This is a genomic window from Bradyrhizobium sp. Arg816 (genome assembly GCF_029989365.1).
In the GTDB taxonomy this organism is placed as follows: Bacteria; Pseudomonadota; Alphaproteobacteria; order Rhizobiales; family Xanthobacteraceae; genus Bradyrhizobium.
Map to the genome: position 1 here is coordinate 139,237 of NZ_JAPRAQ010000010.1, position 18,533 is coordinate 157,769.

The window sequence follows — 18,533 nt, forward strand, 5'->3', positions numbered from 1 at the left end:
GATGGTAGGGCACCAAACGGAGCCCGCCATGGTAGACTTCACCGCACTGACCGCTATCGGCTTGAAGCGTTGGCAGAATGCCAAACTGACGCGTCGCTCCGAGAGTGACGGTGTCGCAAAGCGCTTGGTCGCGGCCAAGGCCCGCTACCAGGTCGTAGAGCAGGCCACAGGCGTCCCGTGGTTCGTGATTGCGGTCATCCATGAGCGGGAGTCATCCCAGAATTGGAAGGGCTCCCTGGCCCAAGGAGACCCGTGGGATCGGGTCTCGGTGAATGTCCCAGCGGGGCGAGGACCGTTCGCCTCGTGGGAGGCTGCCGCGATCGATGCGCTGGTCAATTGCCATCCCTACCTTGCCAAGCGCAAGGATTGGTCTCTGGCGGGCATCCTGATCGGGCTCGAACTCTATAACGGCCTTGGCTACGCGACGAAGGGCGTTCCTTCGCCCTACCTTTGGTCTGGAACCGATCAGTACAAGGCCGGCAAGTACGTCGCAGACGGCAAGTATGACCCGAGCAAGGTCGACGCGCAGCTCGGTTGCTGCGCGCTCCTGAAGTCGATGATGATGCTCGATCCGTCGATTTCATTCAGCAGCACGCTTGCGCCTCCGGCTCCGGTTGTTCCTGCCAAGCCTGCTCAAACGCCCGACACATCATCGTCCGGCTTGGGCGCGCTCATCGCTGCCATTCTCTCAATCTTTTCGGGGAAATCCAAATGATCTGGGGCATTCTTACCGCCATCGTCGTTCTCGTTCTCGTTTATGCTCTCGCTTTGCGTCCGTGGCTGAAAAAGCAGCCGTGGGCTCAGGGCTTCTTTGCCAGCGTCGATAGCCTCGAGCTGGCGCTGTTCAAGAAGAGCGAAACAATTCTGGTTGGCCGTCTTCTCTGGATAGGCGGCTTGCTCGTCACGTTTTACGATGGCCTCGCCGTCTTCGTTCACAGCCTCGACATCACGCCCTTGACGACGCGGATTTTTGACTGGCTTCAGATCCCGCCCGACATGCGCAACCTCTCAGCGACCGCGTTCATCGGCGTTGTCGGCCTGCTCATCAACCGGCTGCGCAAGACCACCACCAAACCCCTGGAGCTTGTGGCAGTTCCTGCGGCGGCTGTCACGCCAGAGGTCGCCCAGACCATGGCAGCGGCCGAAGAGGCCAAGCAGGAAGCGGTGCAGGCGGTCGCAGAGGCGAAGGCCTGATGTTCGCCTTTGCATCACTCATCTTTCAATTCCTTGGCGGTCCCGTCGCCAAGGCGATGGTGGCGGCCTATCAGGCGCACTTGACGGCTACGACAACTGACAAGCAGACGGCGGCCACTCTTGCAGGTCAAGACATTGCCGCGGGGGTGGCTGAAACTCAGGCGATTACCCAACTAAAAATCGCGCAGATCGGGCACCCGTTCGAGCCCGAGAAACTCGCGATGTACATAACGCTCATCTACTACGCGAAGTGCATCCTCTGGGACAAGGTTTTAGGCTGGGGCTCGACCGATGTTGTCGCCGGTCCCATCGCGGTGTGGGCTAGCCTGATCATGTCGTTCTATTTTGCCAAGCGAGGCGCGGAGAACGTGACGACAATCATAGGGGCTTTGAGAAAGTAGGCGGCCCGGCCTGTCCGCGAGCACGGCAGGCCGAGCCTAACCCATGCGAGGCGCGAACCTCGACACAGGCTGGGGCTACCCTAGCGGACGGCGGTCTCTAGGAGATTAACGACGAAATGACTTTCGATCCAACCATCAACGCCGGCAACCTGATCACCATAGTTCTAGGTGTAGTCATCTGGACAGTTACCCTTGCCGTCGCGTGGACCAAATTTGGCGGGCGTATGGACATGCTCGAATTTAGGGTGGGTCTGGTAGAGGATGCCTTAGGAAAAATTGCAGCAGTCCTCGATAAGTTTTCCGCCAACGAGCGGGAGGTTGCTCTTCTAAAACAAGAGGTGTCCGCTCTCCAGGTGGATTACTCAACGTTGCACGCGACCGTTGAAGGCTTGCGGAAGGGGGAGGGGTTCATCCAGAATCCTCGTCGCTCCAACATCGACGGCGAATACAAGCGCTAATGCCCTCCTAAGGGGTGCGTTGCGGCAGGTAGCCGCCCCGGCAGGATGTCCCCGAACTCAAGGGGATCTGCCAATGAAGCGCCTTCTACTTGCCTCTGCCATCCTGCTGCTGCCGGCGCAGGCTTTCGCATCCTCCTGCAACGTCTCGGAGTTTCCGCTGCTCGCCGAGGCGGGCGTGCAGGTTGCGCAAGCGCCGCCGCTCGTCGACCAGGCGCCGGTGACCACCTCGGGAACGTCCGCGCAGTCCTCAGCCTTTAGTGGTGACACGAAGATGGCCCGCTTCTGGTGCGACACGCAGTCCGCGGTGGCGGTCGGCGCCAATCCCACGGCCACCACGAACAACATGCCGCTGTCCGCCGGCGTCCCCGAATACTTCCGCGTGCAGCCAGGCCAGAAGGCCGCTTTCATCCTGAGGCCGTGAGATGTCGTTCGGCGGTCAAGGCGCAGGCTTCGGCCATCAGGGTGTCGTTCCCCTTGGGGGAGCGGCAGCCCAGCCCATAGTTCTCCCGATCACCGCGAACCTCGGCGCCTTCTATTCGGTCGTCCGGCTCTCCACGTGGACTGGCTCCTGTCTCCGCGTCCGCCGCGCCTCCGACAACACAGAGCAGGACATCGGCTTCCGAGGCAATGCTGTGGACAAGGCAGCGGCCGACGCTTTTGCCGCCGGCTCGCTCCTGTTCATCACGAAATGGTATGACCAGAGCGGCAACGGGTTGGATCTGGTCCAAGCGACACAAGCGAACCAGCCTTCGTTCGGCCAGCCTGGCGAGTGGCGCGGCATTCGCGGCATCAGCATCGATGGCGTCTCGACCAGCACGACGGTGCAGAAGTGGCTTCAGAACGCCACGCTGACGGCGAACCGCAACGCCCTGACCGTCTATCAATTCCTCACGCCATCGTCCTATGGCAACGACGTCCAGTATTCCTTCACAGACAGCGGCTTCACGACCGAATACGCCAAGGCCTATACGAACGCGGCGCCCTTCGGCGTGAACTACGGCTCGGCGGTGAACACCTTGATGATCGGCCGGACCAACCCCGGCGTGATCAGCGTCTCGGTTTCGGGCTCAACCGGAATCATTGCACGCCACCACGGGGCCGAGTTCACCAACGCCACGAACGCGGCCTCACAGGCCCTTGGCGGTCTCCAGATCGGCAAGTCTCTCGCCGGCTCGACCTTCAACGGCGATCACAACCTCTGGGCCTTTGCGTTCTATAACGCGACGCACACTTCCGCGAACATGCAGGCGATCGAGGCCGTCCTAAACGCCTCGTTCCAGCCGCCGAGCGGCTTCACGAAGCGCCTGATCTATGGCGGATCGAGCCTGATCACTGGGGCGTTTACGACCCTGCTTCAGAACCCGGCTTACTTTGGCGGGTTCACCTACAGCTCGGACTGGGAGTTGTTCCAGACGGCCGTTCATGGTCGCACGCTGGTGCAGGAGTTCGGCCTCCGTGGCGATTTCGATACCCTGAAGGACGCCACCAAGTCCAAGGTGGTGATGGTCATCGACGCGCCGTCGAATGACATCGCTGTTGCAACATATGCCGATCAAGCCACGGCCATCGCCGCGGGACAGACCCTCTACACTGGAACGACGGTGCCGTTTCAGAACAATCTCAAGACCAATACCATCATCCCGATCGTGCCTACCTGCATTGCTCGCACCGGCTTCCAGTCCGGGACTGGCAACTTCAGGGAAGACGCGCGGCTTGCCTACAATGCCGCGGTGATTGCCGGCGGTGTCACGAACAGCCATGCGGTCTCGGATCGAGCTGCGGACGCTCGGCTCTCAAACCCGGCAGACACCACGTATTTTGCTGCTGACGGCACGCATCTCACCAACCTGGGCACCAGCATTCTTGCCGCGATCGATCAGGCTAAGATTCTGGCGGCTTAGCCTTCCTCGCGAACTCCTGCGCCTGCTTCTTGGCGGTCTCCTGGTCGACCTGCTCGGGGCGTAGACGGCGAGAGGGGATATCGTCCCAATAGAAATAGGTGCTTCCTGAGGGCGTCCGGACCTCAAAGCTGCCGGTGTCGGGCACGATCGAATGGCGGATGATGCGGACAGTCATTCGTTTCCTCAGGGAGTGAGCGGGGCTGGCCCTTCAATGTGGACCAAGCATCCAGATCGCCCAACGAGCGTGTGGGCATGATCGCGGGCGCTTTGTTCGTCCGCAAATCGTTCCCGCGAAACCTCTTCGCCGCCCCAGGTCCGAACTACCGACCAGCACAGACCGTCCGGCCTATTTGACGGGTCAACCTTCGTAAACATGCTTTTCACCCATGGCTTATCTCAGGGGGGCGTCGAGGTGGCGTGAACATTGCCTCCATCTCTCTGAAAAGCCACTCTCGGCCGCGTTCTCGTTCGCCGTCGATAAGGCGGTCAATTGTCTCTACGGGCCAGTTCTCGGGGCAGTTAGGCATCAGCCCCATCATCCGGGCCATTCGCTCGCGTTCTTCGTTCTTGGTCACCTTGTCACCCATGGCTTATGTTCGCCGTTCCCAGCCGTGCGAGGCCCATAGTTGGTGACAAGCCATGTTTCGGCTGTCCACCATTGCCCAGCTCAGTAACGTTCGCCAGCCGTAAATTTTGAAGTATCGTTTCATTGCGCGTTCTCATTCTGCTCATGTGCGGCGGGCTATTTGCCGCCGATTGTACCGAATTCGGCGGCACTCGTCGGAGCACGTCTTCCTTGCCGAGGGGCTGTAGAACTCATCGCCGCACTGCTTGCATTTGCGGATGCGAGGCAGCGCAGTCTCAAGGTGGAAGATGCTGCCTGTATTGCTCGCTGCGATGATTCCGTACTTGGTCAACAGATGATCAAGCCGGATCAGTTCGTCACGCATCGCCATTTCGCACACCATTCGACTGAGTCGCCCTGCGGGCGCTCAGGTCCCGGTCGGCTGCATCCAGTTCATGCCAGGCGCGATTGGCGGCATACATCGTGGGCAGGTCGCCGACCGACCTCGCGTAGGTCGAGAGTTGGCTAAGGCTGATCTTGGCCTTTGTGAGTTGGTCGTCCAGGTCGCCGGTTTGCATGGTTCTCATCTCTTTCAGGTACGGGGGGCTGGCGGGCACGGCATCCAGAACTTGGGCTTGATGAACGGCCCCTCCCAAGTCCCGCCGGTCAAACAAAACGCTTGGTCGATCTCGTCCCAATTGGCCGTATGCCATCCCTCCGTGAAGAAGGAGACGAGCTTCGTATTCTTGGGTTTGCCCCAAACCAAAATCTTTTGCCCCTTTGGCGCTGTCTTTCCCGGTCTCGGCTTGCTCATCTTCGGTTCCTTGTCAGGTGCTAGGGGCTAGTTCGCGGGCGATCACGAGAGCACATTCGATCATCCCGAGTGTCCCAAGATACTGTTTGTTCTTGAGGACGGCCTGAGCAATCAACCTGTCCATCTCCGTGACCTTTGACGCGAGGTTTTGGGTGGATAGGTCGTACACCTCGCCCTCACGCTCGTAAGCTTCATTGCTCATTGCCGGTTCCTTCCAATGTGAGCGGGCCTAAAAGTCGCCACCCATCGGGCAGCCGCCGCGCATAACGGGAGCGGCGCACTGGCCGCCGTTTTCGAACATCTGCTTGCATGACGGGCACTCGGTGAGGAGACCACACGGCTTCGTCTCGACCTCCACCACGCACTCGCCGTTGCACGCCGGACACGGCCCGTTGTCGATCTCATCGGGGCCGCCGTTGCTCGTGTAGATGCGCCCCTCGGTTTGGCAGACCTCGCAATTGATAAAGCGAATGCCGCAGTGCTCAAGAACGCGCCGTGCCTGCGAGGTGCAATCCAAGATGTCTTGTGCCGTGAACCCGGCCAACTGCATTAGACGCGTAGTCGCGGCCATTTGGGATTGGAGCGCTCCGCATAGCTCTGCCTCGCGCGTTGCTGGACAAGCCTGTTCTAAGCAGGGATAGAGCAAAGGAAGACGTTGGCCGCAGCTATTGCACTTGCTCATTGGTGAACCTTTTTCACAGTCAGCGAACGTTTTTCAGGCGGATGCACTTCCTATAGGTACGACGCGCTGCCGGTTATCTCGACAAGTTGGCCGTCAGTGAACTTGGCGTCGTACTCGTGCCACTCGCCGTCCTCCAGGCCGTAGAAATTCAGGATGCCGTGGAAGTTGGTGTCGATCTCGCCATAGGCTGTGCCGGGCGGGTCGATGTCGTATTTCGGCCGCCGGCGGATCAGACGGCCATCGGCGCGAATGGTGTAGGTCTCCAGATATGGATCTTCGAAGTCCTTGGTCTGGAGTTCACCCTTCCAGCCATCCGGCAGCGGCAACTCGCACTTCACGTAGTCGAACATTCCCATCTGCTTTCCCCTTCAGGACTGTGGACACATTCCAGATGCGGGTGTCAGGCGGCAGTTTCTTTGGCGCGCCTGGCCCGAACGCCGACTTCAGTTGCGATCTCCACAAGCAGGTATTGCGCGGCCGCATATAGCGACCAGCCGCAGTTGATCTGCGTGCAGGCGCAGCAGGCGTCCCGCAGTTCCATAAGCTCATCATCGGTCGACTCCCTGATGAACAGGGCCATATTCTCGAAGTGCTCGGAATGGGGAGTCAGGACCCGTCTCTGATCCTTGGTCAGCCATCGCTTCTCAGTCATCGTCTCATCTCCGGTTTAGTGCGGTGTTTCAGTTGCGCGACGGTGAGCCGCCCACGAGGTAGCCGACGTAGAATGCGGCGATGATCGATGCGGCCCAGAACAGCTCCATCATCCCCCCACCTCGCTCTTGGCCTCGACGGGAGGGGCGGGGAGGGGGAGCCATTCGGTCGGCTCGAACATCCAGCGGTTGCCGTTGGGATATTCGAGAAACACCCAATGATAACCATGGGCCCAGCACACATAGGCGACGCCCTCTGGCGAATAGCCGATGATCGGGGTGCCGTCCTTGGGCGCGGTCGCTATCGGCTGCCGCACCTGCATTGCCTGGATGGCGGCGCGGGCAAAGCTCTCGATGAGTTGCCAAGCTCCTGTTGCGTGGTCAATTCCATCCGGCTCCTTCCGCTGGGTCCGCTCAGGGAATTGCTTTTCCCGCATCCGCCAGATGGCTAGCGCCACCCGCTCCACCAGCTCGCTCACAGCGTCACCTCCCGGTTGGCGGCCACCCGGTAGCGGGGCTTGGGAGGGTCCACGATGGCGGTCTGCCGGGCGAGGTTGGCCGGCGGCGCCCCGTCCTTGTGGTGCCGCATCAGTAGCTCAATCGCCATCCGCTTGGTCGCGTCTTTGACGCGGCGGGATCGGCAGTCGAGTTCGTAGAACAGCCCGCGAACATTGTGCGTCAGTTTTGCACCACTTTGTGTGCATGTTCGCTCATCGTTCATGCATTCGCTTGCACCCTGTCGTGAATCTGTCATGTGTTAGTCCCTTGAAAGTAAGGAGAATTTCGTTGCTTGGTTGGTTTCGCGCTTTCCTTCCCAAGGAAGAACGGTTCTTCGACCTGTTCGACCGCCATGCACAGACCGTGATCCAGGGCTCGATCGCGCTCCAGGGCATGCTCAACGGGGGCGAGGAGACGCCGGTCTACTGCCAGCGCGTCAACCAGTTCGAGAACGACGCCGACAACATCACCCGTGAGGTGCTGACGGCTGTGCGCCGCACCTTCATCACCCCCTTCGACCGTGGCGACATCAAAAATCTCATCACCTCGATGGACGACGCCATCGACCAGATGCAGCAGACGGCCAAGGCCGTGATGCTATTCGAGGTCCGCACCTTCGAGCCGCCGATGCGGGAGATTGGCGGGCTGCTGATCGAATGCGCCAATCTCGTGGGACGCGCGTTGCCGCTGATGCAGTCGATCGGCCCGAACGTCGCGATGCTGACCGCGATCACGGAAGAGCTGGGCAAGCTGGAGGGCCGGGTCGACGATCTCCATGACATCGGGCTGAAGGAGCTGTTTCTCAAGCACCGCGATGGCAGCGCGATGGATTTCATCGTCGGCGTCGAGATCTATGACCATCTCGAAAAGGTGGCCGACCGTTTCGACGACGTCGCGAACGAGATCAACAGCATCGTCATCGAGCAGGTTTAGGGCAGGGGTCGCGCCGTGGATGCTGCGCTCGGACTTCCTGTCCTCGTCGGCTTGATCGCCGTCGCGCTGCTGTTCGATTTCCTGAACGGCCTGCACGACGCCGCCAATTCGATCGCGACCATCGTGTCCACCCGCGTGCTGCGGCCGCAATTCGCGGTGTTGTGGGCCGCATTCTTCAATTTCATCGCCTTCATGGTGTTCGGGCTGCATGTTGCCCAGACCATCGGCACCGGCATCATCGATCCCGCGGTGGTCGATGCCCAGGTGATCTTCGCGGCCCTGGTCGGTGCGATCGTCTGGAACCTCGTGACCTGGGGGCTCGGCATCCCGTCCTCCTCCTCGCATGCGCTGATCGGCGGCCTCGTCGGCGGCGGCATGGCCAAGGCTGGGATCTCGGCGGCGGTGTGGAGTGGTCTGTCCAAGGCGGTGCTTGCGATCGTGCTGTCGCCGCTGGTGGGTTTCCTGCTCGCGATGATGCTGGTCGCGATCGTGTCCTGGCTCTCGGTGCGCTCGACGCCGTTCGCGGTCGATCGCGCTTTCCGTATCCTGCAATTCGCTTCCGCCTCGCTCTATTCGCTCGGTCATGGCGGCAATGACGCCCAGAAGACCATGGGCATCATCGCCGTGCTGCTGTATTCGCAGGGGCATCTCGGCGGCGAATTCTCGGTGCCGTTCTGGGTGGTGCTGTCCTGCCAGGCTGCGATGGCGCTGGGCACGCTGATGGGCGGCTGGCGCATCGTCCGCACCATGGGCCTGCGCATCACCAAGCTGACGCCGATGCAGGGCTTTTGCGCCGAGACCGGCGGCGCCGCGACGCTGTTCATGGCGACCTTCCTCGGCGTTCCCGTCTCGACCACCCACACCATTACCGGCGCGATCGTGGGCGTCGGTGCGGCCCGCCGCGTCTCGGCGGTGCGTTGGAACGTCGCGAGCTCGATCGTCTATGCCTGGGTGATCACGATCCCGGCCTCGGCCATTGTCGCGGCGCTGACCTGGTGGGCGGTCCAGATTTTCGTCAGGTGACGAATTTCAGCCCAGCAATGCCGGCGACGATCAGCCCGATGCTGGCGAGGCGGAACGCCGTGGCCGGCTCGCCGAACAGAATGATGCCAAGCGTGGCGGTACCGACCGCGCCGATGCCGGTCCAGACCGCATAGGCGGTTCCGACGGGCAGCGATTTGAGGGCGATTCCAAGCAGGATGACGCTGCCGGCCATCGCCGCGAGCGTGATGACGGACGGAACAAGCTTGGTAAAACCCTCGGTGTATTTCAGGCCGATCGCCCAGGTGATCTCGAGAAGACCGGCGACGAACAGGATGCTCCAGGCCATGACGACCCTCCATTCAAGGCAGGGTCGTCCCCGCGGCGGATATGCTGATGAGGGGGGAGGCCGTCCTCCCCGGGAACGGATATGGGGCTGGCCGAAGGGCTCCGCAATCACCACATGAGGCTTGATCAGGCCCATTTTCCCTGCCAAACGCTCCCGCCATGTCCGACATCGCCATATCAGCCGACTCGCCGGCCCGTTCCCCGCTTGCCACCGAAGTGGCGCGGCGGCGCACCTTCGCGATCATCTCCCACCCGGACGCGGGCAAGACCACGCTGACCGAGAAGCTGCTGTTGTTCGGCGGCGCCATCAATCTCGCCGGCCAGGTCAAGGCCAAGGGCGAGCGGCGCAACACGCGTTCGGACTGGATGAAGATCGAACGCGAGCGCGGCATCTCGGTCGTGACCTCGGTCATGACCTTCGAGTTCGAGGGTCTCGTGTTCAATCTGCTGGACACGCCGGGCCATGAGGACTTTTCGGAGGACACCTACCGTACGCTCACGGCGGTCGACTCCGCTGTCATGGTGATCGACGCCGCCAAGGGCATCGAGGCGCGCACCCGAAAGCTGTTCGAGGTGTGTCGTCTTCGGGATATCCCGATCATCACCTTCATCAACAAGATGGACCGCGAGAGCCGCGACGTGTTCGAGCTGCTCGACGAGATCGAGAAGACGCTGGCGCTCGACACCACGCCGATGACCTGGCCGGTCGGCCGCGGCCGCGATTTCCTCGGCACCTATGATGTTGTCAACGGTGGCGTTCGCCTGCTCGAAGGCGGCGGCGCCAAGACCGGCGCGGCGCAGCAGATCGAGATCGCCGAGCTCGGCAAGCTCAACGCCAACCTCGATGTCGGCGCGGTCAAGGACGAGCTCGAACTCGTCACCGAGGCCTCAAAACCGTTCGAACTCGCCGCGTTTCGCGAGGGCCATCTGACGCCGGTCTATTTTGGCAGCGCGCTGCGCAATTTCGGCGTCGGCGACCTTCTCGAAGGCCTCGGCAAGTTTGCGCCGGAGCCGCGCGCGCAGGAGAGCGACCAGCGCAAGATCGAGGCCACTGATCCGCGCATGAGCGCCTTCGTGTTCAAGATCCAGGCGAACATGGATCCGAACCACCGCGACCGCATCGCCTTCGCGCGCCTGTGCTCCGGCAAGCTCAGCCGCGGCATGAAGGCCAAGCTGGTACGCACCGGCAAGAGCATGCCGCTGTCGAGCCCGCAATTCTTCTTCGCACAGGACCGTTCGGTCGCGGACGAAGCCTTCGCCGGCGACGTCGTCGGTATTCCCAATCATGGCACGCTGCGCATCGGCGATACCCTGACCGAGGGCGAGGATTTCACCTTCGTCGGCGTGCCTAGCTTCGCGCCGGAAATCGTCCGCCGCGTGCGTCTCACCGACGCGATGAAGGCGAAGAAGCTGAAGGAAGCGCTTCAGCAGATGTCCGAAGAGGGCGTGGTGCAGGTGTTCCGCCCGCGCGACGGCGCACCGGCGCTGGTCGGCGTGGTCGGCGCGCTGCAGCTTGACGTGCTGAAGGCACGGCTCGACGCGGAATATTCGTTGCCGGTCGAGTTCGAGGTCAGCGAGTTCCAGCTCGCGCGCTGGGTCTCATCCGAAGATCGCAAGAAGCTCGACACTTTCATCGCCGCTAACACCTCGAGCATCGCCGACGATGTCGACGGCGATCCCGTGTATCTGGCGAGAAACGAGTTCTATCTCGGCTACGCCAGGGAACGCGCCGAGGGGATCGAGTTCACGAACGTCAAGGACGTCAAGAAGAAGGGGTAGGGGCCACACTCCGCTGTCATTCCCCGCGAAGGCGGGGAATCCAGTACGCCGCAGCCTTTCGATTCCATCACCGCCGTCTCGGAGTACTGGGTCGCCCGGTCGAGCCGGGCGACGACACCGGAGCCAAACGCAAGCATGTGAACGGCCGCGGGCTTGACGCGTTCGTTGTCGATGCCACGTTGGTTCGTGTAGCATTGTGAGCTCGCATCATGTGGCGCGGCATCCTGGTTTTCCTCCTGCTGGCGATATCGACGGTTGCCGCCGATGCGCAGCGTCGCCAGATCAATCCGATCCCGTTTTCGCATGAGCCGTGCAGCGTGCTCGACGGCCGGCCCTGCACGCCGTACTACTGCAGCCCGCTCGAGCCCGGCCCCTGCATTCCCGAGATCGATTATCCCTATGGTCAGAACCTCCAGCTCACGATTCAGAGTGTGCCGGCGGAGGCTGATCGCGCCAAATACCGGAAGCCGGATCACGATCTCGATACGATCGGCGATCTCTTTGCCGAGCTGCGCACCTGCTGGTCGCCACCACCGGACAATGCGCGCGCGGGCATGCAGATGGCGGTGCGCTTCAGCTTCAACAAGGCGGGCGGCATGATCGGTCCGCCGCAGCTGACCTATGCGACCGCGGGCGTCCCGGCCGACACCCGAACGACCTATCTCAACGCGATCAATTCATCGCTGAAAGCCTGCCTGCCACTCAAATTCACCAGCGGCCTCGGGGGCGCGCTGGCTGGGCGTCCGATCGCGATCCGCTATGTCGATAATCGCGAGCTTGGAAAATAGCTCCATCGCCTCATCCTGAGGAGCGCGCTTGCGCGCGTCTCGAAGGATGAAGGTCGCGGCTGTTGCGACAGCCGGGCCTGCACGCCTCAGCATGAGGCGTGAGAGTTGCGACCCGCGCCCAATCGATGATACGCCATAGGCGGGGCGCTGGTTGAGGGGAGGATGTCGTGGGTCTGCTGGTCATGATCCTGGGGCTGATGCTGTTTTTTGCGGCCCATGTTTTCACAACGAAACGCGAGGCGCGCGCGCAAGCGATCGCGAGACTGGGCGAGGGGACCTACAAGATCCTCTATGCCGCGGTCTCGCTTGCGGGACTCGCGCTGATCATCTGGGGCTTTGCCCATTATCGCGCTGCCGGAATGATCCCGGTTTGGGAGCCGCCGGTCGCATTCAAGCACATTACAGTCGCGCTGATGCTGCCCGCGGTCATCCTGGTGGTGGCGTCCTACTTGCGCGGGCGCATCTATGCGACGCTGAAGCATCCGATGCTGGCGGGCATCAAATTGTGGGCGGCCGTGCATCTGCTCGCCAATGGCGATCTCGGCTCCATCATCCTGTTTGGCTCATTCCTGGGCTGGGCCGTGTATGACCGCATCTCGCTGAAGCATCGCACCGATGGCGGCGGCCCGCCTATTCCGGTGGGTGGGGTCACCAATGATCTGATCGCCGTTGCAGTCGGTGTCGTCGCTTATCTCGCGCTGGCCTTCGCGTTCCACCCGGTAGTGATCGGCGTTCCCGTCATGGGAGGCTGACGACAGCCGATCAGCGCAAGACCGTTTCGCGCAGCCATGCGCGGAACGTGACAAAGCAACAAGCCGAGGGCATTCCGATGGACTGGTCGCAATCTCAGATCCCGCCGATGCGCTTCGAGGCGCGCTTTGGCGATCGGGTGGTGCCGGCCTTCAGCGATCGGCCGGCGAGCCTGTGGGCGATGATCGCGGACGCCTGCGCCCGCAATCCGGATGGCGAAGCGCTGATCGCAGGCGATGTCCGGTTGAGCTGGCGGCAGGCGGTGGAGCAGGCCGCGCGGATCGCGGCCGGCTTTCGCAAGCTCGGCCTGCAGCGTGGCGACCGCGTCGCGATCCTGCTCGGCAATCGCATCGAATTTCCGCTGCTGCTGTTTGCCGCCGCGCATGAGGGGCTGGTGACGGTGCTGCTCGGCACGCGCCAGCAGAAGCCCGAGATCGGCTACGTCCTCGCCGATTGCGGCGCCAGGGTCCTGATCCATGAAGCAGGGCTCACCGGGCGGCTGCCCGATGCGCGTGACGTCCCCGATGTCATCCACCGCATCGCCGTCGACAGCGATCAGGCCCTGTCGCGTTTCGCCGTGCTCGCCGACAACGTCCCGGCACCGGCGCCGGTCGAGATCGGCGAGGAGGACACCGCGATGATCCTCTACACCTCGGGCACGACGGGCAAGCCGAAGGGCGCGATGCTCGCCCATTGCAACATCGTTCATTCCTCGATGGTGTTCGTCTCCTGCCTGCAATTGACGGAAGCGGACCGCTCGATCGCTGCGGTGCCGCTCGGCCACGTCACCGGCGTCGTCGCCAACATCACGACCATGATCCGCTGCGGCGGCGCGCTGATCATCATGCCGGAATTCAAGGCCGCCGATTATCTCAAGCTCGCCGCGCGCGAGCGCGTCACCTACACGGTGATGGTGCCGGCGATGTACAATCTCTGCCTGCTCCAGCCCGATTTCGACAGCTACGATCTCTCGAGCTGGCGCATCGGCGGCTTTGGCGGCGCGCCGATGCCGGTCGCGACCATCGAGAAGCTCAAGACGACGATTCCCGGCCTGAAGCTCGCGAACTGCTACGGCTCGACCGAGACGACGTCGCCCTCGACGATCATGCCGGGCGAGCTGACCGCGAGCCACATCGACAGTGTCGGCTTGCCGTGTCCCGGTGCCCGCATCGTCGCGATGGGAGCGGATGGACGCGAGCTACCGCCTGGCGAGATCGGCGAGCTCTGGATCCAGAGCGCCTCCGTCATCAAGGGCTACTGGAACAACCCGAAGGCCACCGCCGAAAGCTTCACGGGCGGATTCTGGCATTCCGGCGATCTCGGCTCGGTCGATGCGGAGGGGTTTGTCCGCGTGTTCGACCGGCAGAAGGACATGATCAATCGCGGCGGGCTGAAGATCTATTCGGCCGAGGTCGAGTCCGTGCTGGCGGGCCACCCCGCCGTGGTCGAGAGCGCGATCATTGCCAAGGCTTGCCCGGTGCTGGGTGAGCGCGTCCACGCCGTGGTGGTGACGCGCGCGCCGGTGGCCAGCGAAGCCTTGCGCGCCTGGTGCGCGGAGCGGCTGTCCGACTACAAGGTCCCCGAAACCATGGCGATCACGTCCGATCCGCTGCCGCGCAATGCCAATGGCAAGGTGCTGAAGCGGCAGCTGCGGGAGCTCCTGGGAACCTGAGCCGGGCAGGCGGCTCCGGGCTATCCCGGGTGGTTAACGCCTTGATTGGGCTCGCTTTGCCTTGCCAGCGCCATATCGTTAGGGTACCCCGCCGCCACGTGGGGGACGGGATTCCTGACGCGAACGCATTGGCGCGCGCACCCGGACGGGTATGGGATTAGCATAAGTGTCTGAATTATTTGACGAAGTCGACGAGGAAGTACGTCGCGAACAGCTCAAGAAGCTGTGGGACAAGTATTCGATCGTCTTCATCGCCCTGATGGTGCTGATCGTGGCCGCCGTCGGCGGCTGGCGCGGCTACCAGTATCTGGAGGGCAAGAAGGCCGCCGAGGCCGGCGCCGCCTTCGAGAAGGCCGCTGAGCTGTCCGACCAGGACAAGCACGCGGAGGCCGAGGCCGCCTTCACCGAGCTCGCCGCCAAGGCTCCCTCGGGCTATCGCACCCTGGCGCGGCTGCGTGCCGCGGCCGAGGCAGCGCCCCGCGATCCCAAGGCGGCCGCCAAGATGTTTGACGACATCGCCGCCGATCGCAGCATCGGTGGTGAGTGGCAGGATCTGGCGAAGATCCGCGCCGCCGGCTTGCTGGTCGACAGCGCGTCCTATGCCGACATGCAGCAGCGGCTGGAGTCCTCCGCCGCGCCCAAATCCACGTTCCGCCACAGCGCTCGCGAGTTGCTGGCGCTATCGGCCTGGCGCAACAACGACATGACCGCGGCCCGCAAATGGCTCGACGCGATTGCCGAGGACGGCGAAACGCCGCCCGGTTTGCGCTCACGCGCCGAGGCGCTCCAGGCCCTGTTGCCGCCCGTCGCCAAAAGCTGACCAAGAGCTGACCTTCGGGCTCTCTGACGTAGACGAGACACAAGATGCGCCGCACGCCCCGCTTGATCGCAGCCGCCGTCCTGATCGCCTTCACGGGCATCCTGGGCGGCTGCTCCAGCTTCGATCCAAGCGACATGCTCGACTTCCTCGACACCAAGAAGAAGCTGCCGGGCGACCGCAAGCCGGTCTTCCCGGAGGGCGTTCCGGGCCTCGAGCAGGGCGTGCCGCGGGAGATGTACAAGGGCGCAGCACAGCAGCCGCAGCCTGATCCGAACGCACCAGCCGTCGCGGCTCTGCCCGCCGAGCCGCCGCCCGAGGCCAAGCCGGCAAAGGGTGCCAAGGCGAAGAAGACCAAACAGCCTGCCAGCACCGCGGCCGCGCCCGCTGAGGCGCCGGCGGCCGAGGTCGACGGCGAGGCCCAGCCGGAGGCCGCGCCGCCCGCGGCCGCTCCGCAGCCCAAGCAGAAGATCGTGCGCAAGCGCACCACCGCCCCGCCGCCGGATCAACCCGTCCAGCAGGCGCAACCGACCCAGACCACCCAGCAGCAATCGCAGGGAGCTTTCCCGGCACCGATGCCGAGCGGCAGCTTTTCGCGCTGATCACTTCATTACATTGACAGGCGCGGCCTTCGCAGCGCACGAATGACCGATGTCCTTCACGATTGCTATTATCGGCCGGCCAAATGTCGGCAAATCGACGCTGTTCAACCGCCTGGTTGGGCAGAAGCTCGCGCTCGTCGATGACCTGCCGGGCGTCACCCGCGACCGCCGCGAGGGCGAGGCCAGGCTCGGCGATCTCGAATTCACCATCATCGATACCGCCGGCCTCGACGAGGGCGCCAAGGGCTCGCTGACCGCGCGCATGCAGGAGCAGACCGAGGCCGCGATCGCACAGGCCGACGCGCTGTTCTTCGTCATCGACGCCCGCATCGGCCTGACGCCCACCGATCGCGCCTTCGCCGATTTCGCCCGCAAGGCCGACAAGCCGGTGCTGCTGGTCGCCAACAAGAGCGAAGGCAAGCACGGCGATGCCGGCGCGATGGAGGCGTTTGCGCTCGGCCTCGGCGATCCCATTCAGGTCTCGGCCGAGCACGGCGAAGGCATGGGCGAGCTGTATGACGCGCTCCGCGAGTTGATGCCGGAGCCTGTCGACGAAGATGAAGCCGAGGACGACGAGCCGCTGACCGAGGAGGAGGCAGCGACGCGTCCGATCCGCGTCGCCATCGTCGGCCGGCCCAATGCCGGCAAGTCGACGCTGATCAATCATCTGCTCGGCGAGGAGCGCCTGCTGACGAGCCCGGAGGCCGGCACCACGCGCGATTCCATCGCGGTCGAGATCAACTGGAAGGGCCGCGATTTTCGCGTGTTCGATACCGCAGGTCTGCGCCGTCGCTCGCGCATCGAGGAAAAGCTGGAGAAGCTCTCGGTCGCCGACGCGTTGCGCGCGGTCCGCTTTGCCGAAGTCGTCGTGATGATGATGGATACGCAGAACCGCTTCGAGGAGCAGGATCTGCGCATCGCCGATCTGATCGAGCGCGAGGGCCGCGCGGTCGTGCTCGCCGTCAACAAATGGGATTTGATGGAGACCAAGGGCGGCGGTGCCATCTCGGGCCTGCGCCGGGATGCCGACCATTGGCTGCCGCAGATCAAGGGCGTTCCGATCGTCGCCGTATCAGGTCTGATGGGCGAGGGCATCGATCGGCTGATGCAGGCGATCCAGGACGCCTACGCCGTCTGGAACAGGCGCGTGCCGACCTCCGCGCTCAATCGCTGGTTCGAGCAGGCCGTGCAAGCCAATCCGCCGCCGGCGGTGTCCGGCCGACGGCTCAAGCTGAATTACATCACGCAGAACAAGGCGCGCCCGCCGAGCTTCGTGCTGTTCTGCTCGCGCGCTGACGCGGTGCCGCAGTCCTATCTGCGCTACCTGACCAATTCCATGCGCGAGACCTTTGAGCTGCCGGGCACGCCGGTGCGCATCACCCTGCGCGAGAAGGCCAATCCCTTCGCGCACAAGCGCAAGCGGCCGTCGTGAGCGACGGCGCCGGCGAGGCGATGGCGCAGGGCACGGCGCCAGTCCGGCGCGGCGCGGTCGCCTTCATCTTCGTCACCATCCTGCTCGACATGCTCGCGCTCGGCGTGATCATGCCGATCCTGCCGAAGCTGATCGAGAGCTTCGTCGACAACGACACCGCGCATGCGGCCCGCATCTTCGGCCTGTTCGGCACCGCCTGGGCGCTGATGCAGTTCGTGTTCTCGCCGGTGCTCGGCGCGTTGTCGGATCGCTTCGGACGGCGGCCGGTGGTGCTGCTGTCGAATTTCGGGCTCGCCGCCGACTATGTGCTGATGGCGCTCGCGCCGTCGCTGCTCTGGTTGTTCATCGGCCGGGTGATCTCGGGCATCACTTCGGCGAGCATTTCCACCGCCTTTGCCTATATCGCCGACATCACGCCGCCGGAGCGGCGCGCGGCGATTTTCGGCCGGATCGGTGCTGCCTTCGGGGCCGGCTTCGTCCTGGGCCCGGCGCTCGGTGGTTTGCTCGGCGATATCGATCCGCATCTGCCGTTCTGGGCGTCGGCGGCTTTGAGCTTCGCCAATGCGCTGTATGGGCTCTTCGTCCTGCCGGAATCGCTGGCGCCGGAGCGGCGCGCGCCGTTCCGCTGGACCAGCGCCAATCCGGTCGGAGCGCTGCACTTGCTGCGGTCCAACGCGGCGCTGGCCGCGTTATCCATCGTCAACTTTATCGCACAAGTCGCGCATGTCGTGCTGCCCTCGACCTTCGTGCTCTATGCGACCTATCGCTACGGCTGGGATTCCAAGACCGTGGGTCTGACGCTCGCGATGGTCGGCATCTGCGCCATGGTGGTGCAGGGGCTCGCGATCGGCCCGATCGTGCGCGTGCTCGGCGAGAAGAATACGCTGGTGCTCGGTCTGTGCTGTGGCGCGATCGGCTTCGTGATCTTCGGCGCCGCGCCGACCGGGCCGCTGTTCTGGATCGGCATTCCCGTGATGTCGCTGTGGGGCATCTCGGGGGCCGCCATGCAATCCTTGATGACGCGGCTGGTCGCGCCGGATCAGCAGGGCCAGTTGCAGGGCGCGACCGCGAGCGTGCAGAGCGTGTCGCAGCTCGTCGGGCCGTTCCTGTTCACGCTGACGTTTTCCTATTTCATCGGCGCCAGCGCGCCGTGGCATCTGCCCGGCGCGCCATTCCTGCTCGCGGCGGTGCTGATGGTGCTATGCGTGGCGATCGCGATGCGGACGCTGGCTGCGACGAAGACGGTCTCGTAGGGTGGGCAAAGCGAG

General features: G+C 63.5%; 25 protein-coding genes. 16 read left to right on the forward strand and 9 right to left on the reverse strand.

From position 1 onward, the window contains the following. The first annotated feature begins 28 nt into the window (after positions 1 to 28). The 6 genes from OWC48_RS24605 (at position 29) to OWC48_RS24630 (ending at position 3,954) form a co-directional block, all read left to right on the forward strand. Positions 29 to 715, forward strand: coding sequence for a hypothetical protein (locus tag OWC48_RS24605; RefSeq protein WP_282522272.1), 687 nt, complete (start codon positions 29 to 31; stop codon positions 713 to 715). Next, entirely contained in the window at positions 712 to 1,194 is a 483-nt protein-coding gene (locus tag OWC48_RS24610; RefSeq protein WP_282522273.1) for a hypothetical protein, read from the forward strand. Before OWC48_RS24605 ends, OWC48_RS24610 begins: the two co-directional genes overlap by 4 nt. Next, positions 1,194 to 1,595: a hypothetical protein gene (locus OWC48_RS24615; protein ID WP_282522274.1), complete on the forward strand. Its 402-nt coding sequence runs from the start codon at positions 1,194 to 1,196 to the stop codon at positions 1,593 to 1,595. Before OWC48_RS24610 ends, OWC48_RS24615 begins: the two co-directional genes overlap by 1 nt. A 116-nt stretch (positions 1,596 to 1,711) precedes the next feature. Beyond that, positions 1,712 to 2,053, forward strand: a complete 342-nt coding sequence (locus tag OWC48_RS24620; RefSeq protein ID WP_282522275.1) for a hypothetical protein — start codon at positions 1,712 to 1,714, stop codon at positions 2,051 to 2,053. A gap of 73 nt (positions 2,054 to 2,126) precedes the next feature. Then, positions 2,127 to 2,474: a hypothetical protein gene (locus OWC48_RS24625; protein WP_282522276.1), complete on the forward strand. Its 348-nt coding sequence runs from the start codon at positions 2,127 to 2,129 to the stop codon at positions 2,472 to 2,474. 1 nt (position 2,475) lies between these two features. Then, positions 2,476 to 3,954, forward strand: coding sequence for an arabinofuranosidase catalytic domain-containing protein (locus tag OWC48_RS24630; RefSeq protein WP_282522277.1), 1,479 nt, complete (start codon positions 2,476 to 2,478; stop codon positions 3,952 to 3,954). On the opposite strand, the gene OWC48_RS24635 is transcribed toward OWC48_RS24630, so the two are convergent. From OWC48_RS24635 to OWC48_RS24670, 8 genes are all read right to left on the reverse strand, one after another. Next, positions 3,935 to 4,129, reverse strand: a complete 195-nt coding sequence (locus OWC48_RS24635) for a hypothetical protein (protein WP_282522278.1) — start codon at positions 4,127 to 4,129, stop codon at positions 3,935 to 3,937. The genes OWC48_RS24630 and OWC48_RS24635 overlap by 20 nt on opposite strands. 767 nt (positions 4,130 to 4,896) lie before the next feature. Next, on the reverse strand, positions 4,897 to 5,097 hold the full coding sequence (locus tag OWC48_RS24640; RefSeq protein WP_282522279.1) for a hypothetical protein: 201 nt from the start codon (positions 5,095 to 5,097) through the stop codon (positions 4,897 to 4,899). A 249-nt stretch (positions 5,098 to 5,346) separates the two neighbouring features. Then, positions 5,347 to 5,535 carry a hypothetical protein gene (locus OWC48_RS24645; protein ID WP_282522280.1) on the reverse strand — a complete coding sequence of 63 codons (189 nt, stop codon included), beginning with the start codon at positions 5,533 to 5,535 and terminating at the stop codon, positions 5,347 to 5,349. A gap of 27 nt (positions 5,536 to 5,562) precedes the next feature. Beyond that, positions 5,563 to 5,883: a hypothetical protein gene (locus OWC48_RS24650; RefSeq protein WP_282522281.1), complete on the reverse strand. Its 321-nt coding sequence runs from the start codon at positions 5,881 to 5,883 to the stop codon at positions 5,563 to 5,565. 182 nt (positions 5,884 to 6,065) lie between these two features. Further along, the gene (locus OWC48_RS24655; RefSeq protein ID WP_282522282.1) at positions 6,066 to 6,371 is read right to left on the reverse strand and encodes a hypothetical protein; all 306 of its coding nucleotides are present in this window, start codon (positions 6,369 to 6,371) and stop codon (positions 6,066 to 6,068) included. Between the two features lie 44 nt (positions 6,372 to 6,415). After that, positions 6,416 to 6,667 carry a hypothetical protein gene (locus OWC48_RS24660; protein WP_282522283.1) on the reverse strand — a complete coding sequence of 84 codons (252 nt, stop codon included), beginning with the start codon at positions 6,665 to 6,667 and terminating at the stop codon, positions 6,416 to 6,418. Positions 6,668 to 6,775: 108 nt separating this feature from the next. Further along, entirely contained in the window at positions 6,776 to 7,144 is a 369-nt protein-coding gene (locus OWC48_RS24665) for a hypothetical protein (RefSeq protein WP_282522284.1), read from the reverse strand. Continuing rightward, on the reverse strand, positions 7,141 to 7,419 hold the full coding sequence (locus tag OWC48_RS24670; protein ID WP_282522285.1) for a hypothetical protein: 279 nt from the start codon (positions 7,417 to 7,419) through the stop codon (positions 7,141 to 7,143). The genes OWC48_RS24665 and OWC48_RS24670 overlap by 4 nt, the downstream gene beginning before the upstream one ends. Before the next feature lie 32 nt (positions 7,420 to 7,451). Here OWC48_RS24670 and OWC48_RS24675 point away from each other — a divergent pair, with 32 nt between their 5' ends. Together OWC48_RS24675 and OWC48_RS24680 are read left to right on the forward strand one after the other, a co-directional pair. Then, a complete protein-coding gene (locus tag OWC48_RS24675; RefSeq protein ID WP_282522286.1) occupies positions 7,452 to 8,096 on the forward strand; it encodes a DUF47 domain-containing protein in 645 nt (214 codons plus the stop codon). A 15-nt stretch (positions 8,097 to 8,111) separates the two neighbouring features. Then, positions 8,112 to 9,119 (forward strand): inorganic phosphate transporter, encoded by a 1,008-nt coding sequence (locus tag OWC48_RS24680; protein ID WP_008143644.1) that lies wholly within the window; start codon positions 8,112 to 8,114, stop codon positions 9,117 to 9,119. Here OWC48_RS24680 and sugE read toward each other — a convergent pair. Further along, positions 9,112 to 9,426, reverse strand: a complete 315-nt coding sequence (gene sugE / locus OWC48_RS24685) for a quaternary ammonium compound efflux SMR transporter SugE (RefSeq protein ID WP_282522287.1) — start codon at positions 9,424 to 9,426, stop codon at positions 9,112 to 9,114. The genes OWC48_RS24680 and sugE overlap by 8 nt on opposite strands. Positions 9,427 to 9,584: 158 nt before the next feature. Between sugE and OWC48_RS24690 the strand changes: the two genes are divergently transcribed. The 8 genes from OWC48_RS24690 (at position 9,585) to OWC48_RS24725 (ending at position 18,518) form a co-directional block, all read left to right on the forward strand. Next, positions 9,585 to 11,204, forward strand: a complete 1,620-nt coding sequence (locus OWC48_RS24690) for a peptide chain release factor 3 (protein WP_282522288.1) — start codon at positions 9,585 to 9,587, stop codon at positions 11,202 to 11,204. A gap of 209 nt (positions 11,205 to 11,413) precedes the next feature. Beyond that, positions 11,414 to 11,992, forward strand: a complete 579-nt coding sequence (locus tag OWC48_RS24695; protein WP_282522289.1) for a hypothetical protein — start codon at positions 11,414 to 11,416, stop codon at positions 11,990 to 11,992. 167 nt (positions 11,993 to 12,159) lie between these two features. Next, positions 12,160 to 12,744, forward strand: a complete 585-nt coding sequence (locus tag OWC48_RS24700) for an NnrU family protein (RefSeq protein WP_282522290.1) — start codon at positions 12,160 to 12,162, stop codon at positions 12,742 to 12,744. Positions 12,745 to 12,821: 77 nt separating this feature from the next. Beyond that, positions 12,822 to 14,414, forward strand: coding sequence for a class I adenylate-forming enzyme family protein (locus OWC48_RS24705; protein ID WP_282522419.1), 1,593 nt, complete (start codon positions 12,822 to 12,824; stop codon positions 14,412 to 14,414). Positions 14,415 to 14,580: 166 nt separating this feature from the next. Further along, the gene (locus OWC48_RS24710) at positions 14,581 to 15,234 is read left to right on the forward strand and encodes a tetratricopeptide repeat protein (protein WP_282522291.1); all 654 of its coding nucleotides are present in this window, start codon (positions 14,581 to 14,583) and stop codon (positions 15,232 to 15,234) included. A gap of 44 nt (positions 15,235 to 15,278) precedes the next feature. After that, the gene (locus OWC48_RS24715; protein ID WP_282522292.1) at positions 15,279 to 15,833 is read left to right on the forward strand and encodes a hypothetical protein; all 555 of its coding nucleotides are present in this window, start codon (positions 15,279 to 15,281) and stop codon (positions 15,831 to 15,833) included. A gap of 49 nt (positions 15,834 to 15,882) precedes the next feature. After that, positions 15,883 to 17,265 (forward strand): ribosome biogenesis GTPase Der, encoded by a 1,383-nt coding sequence (gene der / locus OWC48_RS24720; RefSeq protein WP_282522293.1) that lies wholly within the window; start codon positions 15,883 to 15,885, stop codon positions 17,263 to 17,265. Next, entirely contained in the window at positions 17,262 to 18,518 is a 1,257-nt protein-coding gene (locus OWC48_RS24725) for a TCR/Tet family MFS transporter (RefSeq protein ID WP_282522294.1), read from the forward strand. The genes der and OWC48_RS24725 overlap by 4 nt, the downstream gene beginning before the upstream one ends. Positions 18,519 to 18,533: the final 15 nt, after the last annotated feature.

Excerpts from the sequence above, each read along its gene's own strand:
- OWC48_RS24605 (WP_282522272.1), top strand. The coding sequence starts at position 29 with ATGGTAGACTTCACCGCACTGACCGCTATCGGCTTGAAGCGTTGGCAG.
- OWC48_RS24610 (WP_282522273.1), top strand. The coding sequence starts at position 712 with ATGATCTGGGGCATTCTTACCGCCATCGTCGTTCTCGTTCTCGTTTAT.
- OWC48_RS24615 (WP_282522274.1), top strand. The coding sequence starts at position 1,194 with ATGTTCGCCTTTGCATCACTCATCTTTCAATTCCTTGGCGGTCCCGTC.
- OWC48_RS24620 (WP_282522275.1), top strand. The coding sequence starts at position 1,712 with ATGACTTTCGATCCAACCATCAACGCCGGCAACCTGATCACCATAGTT.
- OWC48_RS24625 (WP_282522276.1), top strand. The coding sequence starts at position 2,127 with ATGAAGCGCCTTCTACTTGCCTCTGCCATCCTGCTGCTGCCGGCGCAG.
- OWC48_RS24630 (WP_282522277.1), top strand. The coding sequence starts at position 2,476 with ATGTCGTTCGGCGGTCAAGGCGCAGGCTTCGGCCATCAGGGTGTCGTT.
- OWC48_RS24635 (WP_282522278.1), bottom strand. The coding sequence starts at position 4,129 with ATGACTGTCCGCATCATCCGCCATTCGATCGTGCCCGACACCGGCAGC.
- OWC48_RS24640 (WP_282522279.1), bottom strand. The coding sequence starts at position 5,097 with ATGCAAACCGGCGACCTGGACGACCAACTCACAAAGGCCAAGATCAGC.
- OWC48_RS24645 (WP_282522280.1), bottom strand. The coding sequence starts at position 5,535 with ATGAGCAATGAAGCTTACGAGCGTGAGGGCGAGGTGTACGACCTATCC.
- OWC48_RS24650 (WP_282522281.1), bottom strand. The coding sequence starts at position 5,883 with ATGCAGTTGGCCGGGTTCACGGCACAAGACATCTTGGATTGCACCTCG.
- OWC48_RS24655 (WP_282522282.1), bottom strand. The coding sequence starts at position 6,371 with ATGGGAATGTTCGACTACGTGAAGTGCGAGTTGCCGCTGCCGGATGGC.
- OWC48_RS24660 (WP_282522283.1), bottom strand. The coding sequence starts at position 6,667 with ATGACTGAGAAGCGATGGCTGACCAAGGATCAGAGACGGGTCCTGACT.
- OWC48_RS24670 (WP_282522285.1), bottom strand. The coding sequence starts at position 7,419 with ATGACAGATTCACGACAGGGTGCAAGCGAATGCATGAACGATGAGCGA.
- sugE (WP_282522287.1), bottom strand. The coding sequence starts at position 9,426 with ATGGCCTGGAGCATCCTGTTCGTCGCCGGTCTTCTCGAGATCACCTGG.
- OWC48_RS24690 (WP_282522288.1), top strand. The coding sequence starts at position 9,585 with ATGTCCGACATCGCCATATCAGCCGACTCGCCGGCCCGTTCCCCGCTT.
- OWC48_RS24695 (WP_282522289.1), top strand. The coding sequence starts at position 11,414 with ATGTGGCGCGGCATCCTGGTTTTCCTCCTGCTGGCGATATCGACGGTT.
- OWC48_RS24705 (WP_282522419.1), top strand. The coding sequence starts at position 12,822 with ATGGACTGGTCGCAATCTCAGATCCCGCCGATGCGCTTCGAGGCGCGC.
- OWC48_RS24715 (WP_282522292.1), top strand. The coding sequence starts at position 15,279 with ATGCGCCGCACGCCCCGCTTGATCGCAGCCGCCGTCCTGATCGCCTTC.
- der (WP_282522293.1), top strand. The coding sequence starts at position 15,883 with ATGTCCTTCACGATTGCTATTATCGGCCGGCCAAATGTCGGCAAATCG.